The organism is Sphingomonas sp. FARSPH (assembly GCF_003355005.1).
Lineage (GTDB): Bacteria > Pseudomonadota > Alphaproteobacteria > Sphingomonadales > Sphingomonadaceae > Sphingomonas.
Genome location: NZ_CP029985.1, coordinates 1666663 through 1678497 on the forward strand (window position 1 = coordinate 1666663; position 11835 = coordinate 1678497).

Consider the following 11835-nt stretch of genomic DNA (forward strand, 5'->3'; position numbering starts at 1 on the left):
CGTCAGCCCCGTCGTCCGCCGGGTTAACCACTCGCGCGCTTGCGGGGCAATGAACGAAGTGCCGGACGGGGGCGAATTTGCGCCCGATCATCGGCAACACCCGGTTGATCCCCCGAAATACCGCCGCTATAGCCGCGATCCTGCCGCATCCGGAGACGTGGGTGAGTGGCTGAAACCAACGCTTTGCTAAAGCGTCGTACGGGAAACCGTACCGAGGGTTCGAATCCCTCCGTCTCCGCCAGCCGATGATCCGACGATATCCGGCGCTGGCCCGCGATCCGAAAACCTGGACGGTCCAGCTCGCCGCGCCAAGGCCCAATCTTGATGACGCGCCGGGCGCGATGAGCGATCGCGGCGAATCCGTCACCGAACCCGGTGACGCCGCGCGCCGTCGCCGGCGGCGAAAAAAGCGGCCGCTATATGCCAGCGCTATGCGAATCATCGGAATCGCTCTCGAATTGCAACGCACGCCGGGCCTAATCGCGCTCCCCTGAAGCGGATCGTCATGGGGCGATCGCTCCTCAAGGGGTGCAAGAATGAAGTTTTGCCAAGCCGTCGCCGCCGCCGTGGTTCTCGCGCTGCCGGTTGTCGCGCACGCGCAGTCCGCGCCTCCGGGCAAGAGCGAGGCTGCGACCGATACGCCGCCGCCGCCGGCGCTCACGATCAGCGGCTCGGCCGCGATCGTGTCGGATTACCGTCTGCGCGGCATCTCGCAGAGCGACGAGCACATGGCCGTCCAGGCGGGCATCACCGTCGCGCACGACAGCGGCTTCTACGTCGGCACCTGGGCCTCGAACCTTGCCGGCTGGGGCACGTTCGGCGGCGCGAACATGGAGCTCGACCTGATCGGCGGCTACAAGACCAGGGTGTCGCCGACCGGCACGCTCGACGTCGGCCTGACCTGGTACATGTATCCCGGCGGCGCGTCGAAGACCGACTATGCCGAACCCTATGCGAAGCTGTCCGGCACGGCCGGCCCGGTGTCGTTGACCGCAGGCGCCGCTTATGCCCCCAAGCAGCAGGCGATCGGCAAATGGTACGACAACGGCGCCAGCGCGGCGCGTGGGGTCTACGATCATCCCGGCGCGAAGAGCGACAACCTGTATCTGTGGGGTGACGGCGCCGCCGCGATCCACGGCACGCCCTTCACCGCCAAGGCGCACATCGGCCACAGCTGGGGCATGGACGGGCTCGGACCCAACGCCACGGCGCCGACGCCGACCGGCGCATACTGGGACTGGTCGCTGGGCGCCGACACGACGTACCGCAACCTGACGCTGGGCCTGTCGTGGGTCGACACCAGCATTTCCGACCGCGACGCCGCCTATCTGCGGCCGAGCTTCAGCAAGGGCCAGGACGGCACCGGCAACATCGCCGGAAGCACCCTCCTCGCCACGCTGACCGCGGCATTCTGATCGTTGGAGGATGGCAATGCAGGATCTGGTCTGGATCGCGATCATCATCGGGCTCGTCGCGCTCACGCTCGCCTTCGCCCGTCTTTGCGACAACGCATAAGGGAGACCCGGCGATGACGCTCGACCTCTGGCTGGCGGCGCTGACCGCATTTGGCCTTCTTGTCTATCTCGTGGCGGTGCTGATCCGCCCCGAACGCTTCTGAGGGAGGCGATCCATGACACTCCAGGGCTGGTTCCTGATCCTCCTGTTCGTCGGCATCCTGCTGGCGCTCACCAAACCGATGGGGCTGTGGCTCCATACGCTCTACGAAGGCCGGCGGACGCCGCTGCACGGCGTGCTGGGCCCGATCGAACGCGGCTTCTACAGGCTCTCCGGCATCGATCCGGCGGCCGAGCAGAGCTGGCGCCGCTACGCCGTCCACATGCTGCTGTTCAACGTGGCGCTGCTGATCCTGACCTATGCCGTGCTGAGGCTCCAGGGCGTGCTGCCGGGCAATCCGCAGGGTCTGGCGGGCCTGTCGCCGGATCTCGCCTTCAACACCGCGGTCAGCTTCACCACCAACACCAACTGGCAGAGCTACAGCGGCGAAAGCACCATGTCGAACCTCAGCCAGATGCTGGGGCTGACCATCCACAACTTCCTGTCGGCCGCGACGGGGATCGCGCTCGCCTTTGCCCTGTTCCGCGGTTTCGCGCGGCGCGAGGCCCTGAAGAACGGGATGGGGGCGATCGGCAATTTCTGGGCCGACGTCACGCGGATCACGCTGTACCTGCTGCTGCCGCTGTGCATCGTCTACACTGTCTTCCTGATCGCCAGCGGCGTGCCGCAGACGATGGCGGGCGTCGTCAACGTCCAGACGCTGGAAGGCGCGAAACAGGCGCTGCTGCTGGGGCCGGTCGCCAGCCAGGAAGCGATCAAGATGCTCGGCACCAACGGCGGCGGCTTCTTCAACGCCAACAGCGCCCACCCGTTCGAAAACCCGACCGCGCTGGTCGATTTCGCGCAGATGCTGTCGATCTTCGTCATCGGTTTCGGCCTGACCTGGACGTTCGGCAAGGCCGTCGGCAACACGCGTCAGGGCTGGGCGATCCTGTCGGCGATGGTGATCCTATTCCTCGCCGGCGTGACGGTCACCTATTGGCAGGAAGCGGCAGGCAACCCGATCCTTCACCATGTCGGCGTCGCCGGGGGCAATATGGAGGGCAAGGAGGTGCGCTTCGGCATCGCCGCCTCCGCCCTGTTCTCGGTCGTGACCACGGCGGCATCGTGCGGCGCGGTCAATGCCATGCACGACAGCTTCACCGCGCTCGGCGGCATGATCCCGCTGTTCAACATCCAGCTGGGCGAGGTCGTGGTCGGCGGCGTCGGTGCGGGCATCTACGGCTTCCTGCTGTTCGCCATCCTGGCGGTGTTCGTCGCGGGCCTGATGGTCGGGCGCACGCCGGAATATGTCGGCAAGAAAATCGAGAGCCGCGAGGTGAAGCTCGCCGTGCTCGCCATCGCGGTGCTGCCGCTGCTCATCCTGGGGCTGACCGCCTTGTCGTCGGTGCTGCAGCAGGGTCTCGCCGGACCGCTCAACAAGGGGCCGCACGGCTTCAGCGAAATCCTGTACGCCTTCACCAGCGCGGTGGGGAACAACGGGTCCGCCTTCGCGGGGCTCACCGCCAACACGCCCTATTACAATGGGCTGCTCGGGATCGCGATGTGGGGCGGTCGATTCTTCATCATCGTGCCGATGCTGGCGATCGCCGGCAGCCTCGCGGCGAAGAAGTACACGCCTGAAAGCGCCGGCTCGTTCCCGACCACCGGGGGCCTGTGGGTCGGACTGCTCGTCGGCATCGTGCTGATCCTGGGCGGCCTCACCTTCCTGCCGAGCCTCGCGCTCGGTCCCATCGCCGATCATCTCGCGATGATCCGCGGCCAGCTGTTCTGATCGGGGGCCACCATGGCAAAAGCCCAATCCCAAAAATCTTCGGCCAAAAGCCTGTTCACCGCCGACCTGGTCGTGCCCGCGATCAAGGCGTCGTTCCTGAAGCTCGACCCGCGCCAGCTGGTCCGCAACCCCGTCATGTTCGTGACCGCTGCGGTCGCGGCGCTGATGACCGTCCTGCTTGTCATCGGGCACGACAACCTGACGACCGCCTTCAAGGCGCAGCTCGCCGTCTGGCTGTGGCTGACCGTGCTGTTCGGCACCTTCGCCGAAGCGCTCGCCGAAGGCCGCGGCAAGGCGCAGGCCGCCAGCCTGCGTGCGACCAAGGCGGAACTGACCGCCAAACGGCTGAAGGGCGACGGCCGCGCCTATGACAACGTGTCGGCCAGCCAGCTCAAGGTCGGCGACATCGTGCTGGTCGAAACCAACGATCTCATCCCGTCGGACGGCGACGTCGTGTCGGGTGTCGCCTCGGTCAACGAGGCGGCGATCACCGGGGAAAGCGCGCCGGTGATCCGCGAGGCGGGCGGCGACCGGTCGGCGGTGACGGCGGGCACCCGCGTCATCTCGGACGAGATCCGCGTCAAGGTGACGGTGGAGCCGGGCAAGGGCTTCCTCGATCGGATGATCGCGCTGGTCGAGGGGGCGGAGCGGCAGAAGACGCCGAACGAAGTCGCGCTGACCATCCTGCTCGTCGGCCTGACGATCATCTTCCTGATCGCCGTCGGCACCATCCCCGGCTTCGCCAGCTACGCCGGCGGCAGCATTCCCGTCGCGATCCTGGCGGCGCTGCTCATCACGCTGATCCCGACGACGATCGCGGCATTGCTGTCGGCGATCGGCATCGCGGGCATGGACCGGCTCGTGCGCTTCAACGTGCTCGCCAAGTCGGGCCGCGCGGTGGAGGCGGCCGGCGACATCGACGTCCTGCTGCTCGACAAGACCGGCACGATCACCATCGGTGATCGCCAGGCCAGCGAGTTCCGCAGCGTCGGTGGCACCAGCGATGCCGAACTGGCGGAGGCGGCGCTGCTTGCCAGCCTGGCGGACGAGACGCCGGAAGGCCGCTCGATCGTCGTCCTGGCGCGCGACCGGTTCAACCTGCAGCGCGCGATGCCGGAGGGGGCGGAAGTCATCCCCTTCACCGCGCAGACGCGCGTATCCGGCGTCCGCTTCGGCGACACGCTGATCCAGAAGGGCGCGGTCGATTCGATCCTGCGCGCCAACGCCGGATCGGGCGAGACGGCGGCGGCGACCGAGCTGCGCCGCATCACCGACGAGATCGCGCGCGCGGGCGGCACGCCGCTCGCCGTCGCGAAGGACGGCCGCCTGCTCGGCGCGATCTTCCTGAAGGACGTGGTCAAGGCGGGGATCCGCGAGCGCTTCGGCGAATTGCGCACGATGGGCATCCGCACGGTGATGATCACCGGCGACAACCCGCTCACCGCCGCGGCGATCGCGGCCGAGGCGGGGGTCGACGATTTCCTCGCCCAGGCGACGCCGGAGGACAAGCTGGACCTGATCCGCAAGGAGCAGCAGGGCGGCAAGCTGGTCGCGATGTGCGGCGACGGCACCAACGATGCGCCCGCGCTGGCGCAGGCCGACGTCGGCGTCGCGATGAACACCGGCACGCAGGCCGCGCGCGAGGCGGGCAACATGGTCGACCTCGACAGCGATCCGACCAAGCTGATCGAGGTCGTCGGGCTGGGCAAGCAGCTGCTGATGACGCGCGGCGCGCTGACGACCTTTTCGGTCGCGAACGACGTCGCCAAATATTTCGCGATCATCCCGGCGATGTTCGTGGCGCTCTACCCCGGCCTCGGCGTGCTCAACGTCATGGGGCTGGCGACGCCACAGTCGGCGATCCTCAGCGCGATCATCTTCAACGCGATCATCATCCCGCTGCTGGTGCCGCTCGCGCTGAAGGGCGTCGCCTACAAACCGATGGGGGCGGGCCCGCTGCTGGCGCGCAACCTCGCCGTCTACGGCCTTGGCGGCCTCGTCGCGCCGTTCGTCGGCATCAAGCTCATCGACCTCGTGGTCGGTGGCCTCGGCCTCGCGTAAGGATCAAGAAAATGGGCAAGGATTTCTCTTCCGCGCTGCGCCCCGCGATCGTCATGACGATCCTGTTCGCCGCGCTTCTCGGGCTCGCCTATCCGCTGGCGATGACCGGCATCGGTCAGGCCGTCTTCCCCGGCCAGGCCAATGGCAGCCTGGTCCGCGACACCGGGGGCAAGGTGATCGGTTCGACGGTCGTCGGCCAGGCCTTCGTCGCCGACCGCTATTTCCAGACGCGCCCCTCGGCCGCCGGCAAGGGCTATGACGGCCTCAATTCGTCCGGCTCGAACTTCGGCCCGACGAGCAAGGCGCTGGTGGATCGGGTGAAGGCCGACATCGCGAAGCGGCGCAGCGAGGGCGTCGCCGGCGCACTGCCCGCGGATCTCGTCACGGCGAGCGGCTCGGGCCTCGATCCCGATCTGTCGCCCGACGCGGCGTGGGCACAGGCGCCCCGGGTCGCGCGGGTGCGGGGCGTTTCGATCGATCGCATCCGCGCGCTCGTCAGCCAGAACGTGGAGACGTCGCTGTTCGGCGATCCGCACGTCAACGTCCTGGCGCTCAACCGGGCGCTGGATGCGCTGCAGCCCGTTCCCGCCTTCGCCACACCGGCGCGCTGACGCGGCCTGCCGGCCCCGACACCATGTCGGGCCGATAGCCGGAGCATCACGACGAGGACAAGGACGACGAGGGTAAGGGCATGGCGGCATGGCATCGGTCGCGGCGCGCCGACATCGGTCTACGCGCCGCGGGGCTTCTTCTCTGCTGGGTAAGCTACCGCGCGATCCTGGGGCTGGTGGCGCTGCATCTGCCGACCCAGCGGGCCGGCATCCTGGCCTATGCCCTCGCCCTGACCGGCTTCGCAAGCGCGAGCGCCGGCAGCGCACTCGCCCTCGTCGGGCGTCACCTGTTCGATCGGATCGAGGTCGGCCCCCGCTGGCGGCGATCCGGTTGAACCCGGCGCGTCCGCGGGAAAGCGACATCATAATCCTTTGCCATGCGACCGGCATTCCGGTCGTCGCTCAGGCCACCGTTGGCGGTGCGTCGTGGTGGTGGTCTTCGCCGAGCACGACGGCAAGGCTGCCGAGGATAATGAGCACGCCGCCCGCGGCCAGCGCTGCGGTCAGGCGGTCACCGAACAGCGCGACGCCGATGATCGCGCCCATCAGCGGTTCGATGTTGATGAACACGCCCGCGCTGGCGCTGCCGACCCGCGAGGAGCCATATTGCCATGCCGCCGTGGCGAGCATCGTCGAGAGCAGCCCCTGCCCGACGATGCCGGCCCAGGCGCCGACGCTGAGGTCGAGGCGCGGCGCGCCGTGCATCGCGAGCGAGATCGGCAGGATCGCGAGCGCGGCGACGATCACCGTCACCGCCGGCATCGCGAGCGGCGCGCGCACCGTCGGCGCGCCCTTCAGCGCATAGAACCAGCCGAGGAACAGCAGCAGCGAGGCGAGGGAGAGCAGCACGCCCGCGAGCGACCCCGCGCCGCCCGGATCGCCCGCGATCAGCACCGCGCCCAGCGTCGCGGCCGCGACGCCGGCCCAGCTTTTCGCGGTCGTCCGCTCGCCGAGCAGGCGCGCCGATACCGCGATCAGCGCGGGCATCGCGCCGACCAGCAGCGCGGCGAGCGTCACGCTGACCCGTGCCAGGCCTTCGAACTGGACGAGGAAGCCGAGCGCGTAGAGCGATCCGGCAAGGAGGACCGCGGGCGAGGCGAACAGCGCCCGCGCCTCGCGCCCCAGCACGAACGGCAGGGCGGCGACCGCGGCGACGGCGAAGCGCAGCAGCACCATGTGCGCGGGCGTCGTCTCGCGCAGCGCGAGCTTGCCGAGCGGAAAGCCGAGGCCCCAGCATATCCCCGCAAGGATCAGGGCGAGGAAGGCGTTGCGCCGGATCGTGCGGCGCGCGGATACCGTCATGGAAAGGGGCTCCGTTATCTCGCGTTTGTCCGCCGCCCGAAGCGCCGGGGGCCTTGCGTCGTCGTGCACTGTCGCACGGAAGCGGGACCCCGGGTCAAGCCCGGGGTGACGGGGCACCGCTCGCTGGAGCCCGCGACAGGGGATCGAGGCCGCCCGCGACGGCGGCTTTACCCGGCCCACGCATTTCTTGTGCCCGGCACGGGCATGGGGCACCTACACCGCGGTGATGACCGAATCGGCCCGTTTCCGCATGCCCCCGTTCGGGGTCCAGGTGTTCGTCGGCATGGGCGTCGGCCTGATGCTCGGCTTCGTCGCGCGCAGCACCGGGGTCGCCGGGCTGGCGGAGGGGCTGCGCATCGTCGGCGACCTGTTCGTGCAATTGCTGAAGGCGCTGGTCATCCCGCTCGTCTTCACCGCGATCGTCGCATCGATCGCGGCGCTGCGCGATCTCAACAATGCCGCGCGGCTGGTCGCGGGCACGTTCGTCTGGTTCGCGATCAGCGCGCTGATCGCGGTCAGCATCGGGCTGGCGCTCGGCGCCCTGCTGCAGCCGGGCGTCCATGCCGGGGTCAGCGCGGCAAGCGCGGTGCGGCCCGATACGGCGGGCTCGTGGCTCGATTTCCTGCGCGGGCTGGTGCCGGTCAACATTCTGGGATTGGAGGCGTCGACCAGTCTGAAGGATGGCGCGGCAACGACCAAACTGTCGTTCAACGTGCTGCAGCTGATCGTCGCCGCGGTCGCGATCGGCGTCGCGGCGGTGCGCGTCGGCGAGGCGGGGGCGCCGTTCCTCGCCTTCAACGCGTCGGCGCTGGCGATCTTCCGCCGCATCCTGCGCTGGGTGGTGCGGCTGACCCCCATTGGCACCGGCGCGCTGCTCGGCAGCGCGGTCGTGCGCTACGGCTGGCAGTCGCTGTCCGCGCTCGGCACCTTTGCGATCGCCGTCTACATCGGCTTGGCGCTGGTGCTGTTCGTCGTCTACCCGCTGCTGATGCTGGCGAACGGGATCAGTCCGCGGCGCTTCTTCGCCGCCGCCTGGCCCGCGATCCAGCTCGGCTTCGTCTCGCGCTCGTCGATCGCGACCCTGCCGGTCACCGAAGAGGTGGTCGAACAGCGCCTTGGCGTGCCGCGCAGCTACGCGGCCTTTGCCGTGCCCTTCGCCGCGACGACGAAGATGGACGGATGCGCCGCCATCTATCCGGCGATCGCGGCTTTGTTCGTCGCGCAATATTACGGCATCCCGCTGCACGGCGTCGATTACCTGCTGATCGTGATGGTGTCGGTGCTCGGCTCGGCGGCGACCGCGGGGCTGACCGGCGCGCTGGTCATGCTGACGCTGACGCTGTCGACGCTCGGTTTGCCGCTGGAGGGCGCGGGCCTGTTGCTCGCGATCGACCCGATCCTCGACATGGGGCGCACGGCGGTCAATGTCGCGGGCCAGGCGCTGATCCCGACGATCGTCGCCAAGCGGCAGGGGATGCTGGGCGAGACGCAGGGCGGCGCGCTCGCCGCCGCCTAGCCCGTGCCGATCAGGCTGTGGCGAGCGGCGCGAAGCGGGCGACCTGGCGGCCGATCAGCCGCAGTTGCTCGAGCACCGCGGGGTCGCTGGCGCCGCCCTGATCGTCGAACTTGGTCACCTGCGTGTTGATCGCGGCGGCGAACGGCGTCGGCCAGCCGCGCAGCGCGTGGACGATCGAGCGCAGCGCCGCGATCGTCGATCCCGTCGCCTGCCAGCCATAAGCGGTCGCGATCAGCCCGACGGGCATGTCGGCGAGGTACGGCCGCGCATCCTTCGCCGTCTCCTCGAGCAGGTCGAGCGCGTTCTTGACGACGCCGCTGATCGACCCGTGATAGCCGGGACTCGCGATGATCACCGCCGACGCGCGCCGCACCGCGGCGACGAATGCCTGCTCGTCATCGGTCCGCGTATGCGCGCGCGGGTCGTAGAGCGGCAGCCGCGCCATGTCGGCGCCGCCGAACATCTGCGTCGCGAACCCCTGTTCCGCCGCGGCGTCGAGCGCGATGCGCAGCGCGCGCTCGGTCGACGAGACGCCGCCGATGGTGCCGCCGATGCCGACGACGAGCGGGGGAGGGGATGCGGTCATGGCCGCGAGCGATAGCGTGCGTCGTCCCCCTGCGCCAGCACGCGTCGGTGCCGTGCGGCGATGCCGGTCCCGATGCTGGCCATCCGCCTTGCGACACGGTAAATGGCGCGGATCGGCGCGAAAGACTTGCCTCCAGCCGCTTTAGGATAGTAATACACCCCATGGCTGACCGCTGGGACGAGCCGATGCGTCACGATTCCATCGACACTCACCGCCTTGGCCCGATCGGGCGGCGTTACGCGCTCGACGACGAGGCGCCGGCGGCCGACGTGCACGACCGCTATGCGGATCGCTTCGCCGATTTCCATGACGATGCGCCCGCCGACGACGTCGCGCCGCGCCGCCGCTTGCCGGTCGGCCGCTGGATCGTGCGCGGGCTCGGCGCGCTGATCGTGCTGTTCGTCATCGCGGTCGGCTGGCTCGCCTTCACCGCGCCCTTGTCGAAGTCGCTGCAGCCGCCGACGCCGCCCTCGATCACGCTGACCGCGGACGACGGCACGCCGATCGCGCGGCGCGGCGCGGTCATCGGCGCGCCGGTCGACGCGGCGAAGCTGCCGAAACACGTCACGCAGGCGTTCCTCGCGATCGAGGATCGGCGCTTCTACAGCCACTGGGGCATCGACCCGCGCGGCATCCTGCGCGCCTTCGTCCACAACGTCGGCTCGGGCGGCGTGCGCGAGGGCGGCAGCACGATCACGCAGCAGCTGGCGAAGAACGCCTTCCTCGATTCGGATCGCACCGCCGCGCGCAAGATCCGCGAGGTGATGATCGCCTTTTGGCTCGAAGCATGGCTGTCGAAGGACCAGATCCTGTCGCGCTATCTGTCGAACGTCTATTTCGGCGACAACGTCTATGGCCTGACCGCGGCGGCAAAACATTATTTCGGCCGCGCGCCGGAGGATATGAACATCGGCCAGGCGGCGATGCTGGCCGGCCTCGTCAAGGCGCCATCACGCCTCGCTCCGACGAGCAATCTGGAGGGCGCACGCAAGCGCGAGATGGTCGTGGTGCGCGCGATGGCGGATGCGGGCTTCCTGACCAAGGCGGAAGCCGTCGACGTCCAGCCGCAGCGCGTGCTCGCCAGCCGGCCCGCGCAATTGCCCAGCGGTACCTATTTCGCCGACTGGGTGCTGCCCGAGGCGCGCGATCAGGCCGGCGAGGTGAAGAGCGAATCGACGGTGAAGACGACACTCGACCGCCGGTTGCAGGCGACCGCGGAACGCGTCATCCGCCAGGCGGGCCTTCGGCAGGCGCAGGCGGCGATCGTCGCGATGCGGCCCGACGGCCGCGTCGTCGCGATGGTCGGCGGCAAGGACTACACCAAGAGCCCGTTCAACCGCGCGACGCAGGCGATGCGCCAGCCGGGATCGACCTTCAAATTGTTCGTCTACCTCGCCGCGATGCGCGCCGGCATGACGCCCGATTCGGTGATGGACGACAGCCGCGTCGAGATTGCCGGGTGGAAGCCCAAGAACGACGATAACCGCTATCTGGGGCCGATCACGCTGCGCCGCGCCTTCGCGCGTTCGTCGAACGTCGTCGCCGCGCGGCTGACGCAGCAGGTCGGCGTGCGCAACGTCATCCAGGCGGCGCGCGACCTCGGCATCTCGACGCCGATCGCCAACGAGGCGACGATCGGGCTCGGCACGTCGGAGGTGACGCTGCTCGAACTCACCGCCGCCTATGCGGCCATCGCCAACGGCCATTATCCCGTCCAGCCGCGCGGGCTTCAGGAGGTCGCCAACAAGGGCGCCTGGTACCAGTCGCTGACCGGCGGGCAGAAGTCGCTCGACGACGACACGCGGCAGAAGATGCTGGAACTGCTCGGATCGTCGCTGCGCGGGACGGGGCGCGAGGCGGCGTTGACCGTCCCCGCCTACGGGAAGACGGGCACCAGCCAGAACAGCCGCGATGCGTGGTTCATCGGCTTTGCGGGCGATCTCGTCGTCGGGGTCTGGGTGGGTAACGACGACAGTTCGCCCAACCCCGGCCTGCACGGCGGCGGCATCCCCGCGCAGCTGTGGCGCAACTTCATGGTGTCCGCGCTGGGCATCGCGCCGGTCGAGCGGCCGGTGGTGGTCGAGGAGAATGCGATGGACCCCGAAGCGCTGACCGACAATGTCGGCGATGCCGTTGGCGACCTCATCCAGGATACGGTCGGCGATGCCATTCCGCAGGTGCAGGGCGCACTGCGCGGCGCCGGCATCGATCTCAACACCAACCGCGACGGCAGCATCTCGATCACGCCGCGCCGCACGCCCGACGGTCCGCCGCCGCCGCGCGAGCCGCGTCGCGGCGAGGAGGGGCCGCCGGCGGACGAGGGAGGGTAACTATCCTCCCCTGCAAGGGGAGGGGGACCGCCGAAGGCGGTGGAGGGGGGCTTCCACAAACGCTGTGCAGCGTGGAGAAC

General features: G+C 69.2%; 10 protein-coding genes and 1 tRNA gene. 9 read left to right on the forward strand and 2 right to left on the reverse strand.

Annotated elements, in window-relative coordinates:
• The first annotated feature begins 151 nt into the window (after positions 1 to 151).
• From DM480_RS08175 to DM480_RS08210, 7 genes are all read left to right on the forward strand, one after another.
• Positions 152 to 241: transfer RNA gene (locus tag DM480_RS08175), tRNA-Ser, on the forward strand.
• Positions 242 to 536: 295 nt separating this feature from the next.
• Positions 537 to 1415: a TorF family putative porin gene (locus tag DM480_RS08185; RefSeq protein WP_115378395.1), complete on the forward strand. Its 879-nt coding sequence runs from the start codon at positions 537 to 539 to the stop codon at positions 1413 to 1415.
• 113 nt (positions 1416 to 1528) lie between these two features.
• On the forward strand, positions 1529 to 1618 hold the full coding sequence (gene kdpF, locus DM480_RS08190; protein WP_115378396.1) for a K(+)-transporting ATPase subunit F: 90 nt from the start codon (positions 1529 to 1531) through the stop codon (positions 1616 to 1618).
• 12 nt (positions 1619 to 1630) lie between these two features.
• Entirely contained in the window at positions 1631 to 3349 is a 1719-nt protein-coding gene (kdpA, locus tag DM480_RS08195) for a potassium-transporting ATPase subunit KdpA (RefSeq protein ID WP_115378397.1), read from the forward strand.
• Positions 3350 to 3361: 12 nt separating this feature from the next.
• On the forward strand, positions 3362 to 5410 hold the full coding sequence (kdpB, locus tag DM480_RS08200; RefSeq protein WP_115378398.1) for a potassium-transporting ATPase subunit KdpB: 2049 nt from the start codon (positions 3362 to 3364) through the stop codon (positions 5408 to 5410).
• Positions 5411 to 5421: 11 nt separating this feature from the next.
• Positions 5422 to 6021, forward strand: coding sequence for a potassium-transporting ATPase subunit KdpC (gene kdpC, locus DM480_RS08205; RefSeq protein ID WP_115378399.1), 600 nt, complete (start codon positions 5422 to 5424; stop codon positions 6019 to 6021).
• 80 nt (positions 6022 to 6101) lie between these two features.
• Complete coding sequence (locus tag DM480_RS08210; protein WP_115378400.1) at positions 6102 to 6356, forward strand: hypothetical protein; 255 nt, start codon at positions 6102 to 6104, stop codon at positions 6354 to 6356.
• Between the two features lie 67 nt (positions 6357 to 6423).
• On the opposite strand, the gene DM480_RS08215 is transcribed toward DM480_RS08210, so the two are convergent.
• Positions 6424 to 7323, reverse strand: coding sequence for a DMT family transporter (locus DM480_RS08215; RefSeq protein WP_115378401.1), 900 nt, complete (start codon positions 7321 to 7323; stop codon positions 6424 to 6426).
• 226 nt (positions 7324 to 7549) lie between these two features.
• On the opposite strand from DM480_RS08215, the gene DM480_RS08220 reads away from it, so the two are divergent.
• Complete coding sequence (locus tag DM480_RS08220) at positions 7550 to 8839, forward strand: dicarboxylate/amino acid:cation symporter (protein WP_198665775.1); 1290 nt, start codon at positions 7550 to 7552, stop codon at positions 8837 to 8839.
• Between the two features lie 10 nt (positions 8840 to 8849).
• Here the strand turns inward: DM480_RS08220 and DM480_RS08225 are convergent, their stop codons facing one another.
• Complete coding sequence (locus tag DM480_RS08225) at positions 8850 to 9425, reverse strand: NADPH-dependent FMN reductase (protein WP_115378402.1); 576 nt, start codon at positions 9423 to 9425, stop codon at positions 8850 to 8852.
• A 161-nt stretch (positions 9426 to 9586) separates the two neighbouring features.
• Here DM480_RS08225 and DM480_RS08230 point away from each other — a divergent pair, with 161 nt between their 5' ends.
• Positions 9587 to 11755 (forward strand): transglycosylase domain-containing protein, encoded by a 2169-nt coding sequence (locus tag DM480_RS08230; RefSeq protein WP_115378403.1) that lies wholly within the window; start codon positions 9587 to 9589, stop codon positions 11753 to 11755.
• Positions 11756 to 11835: the final 80 nt, after the last annotated feature.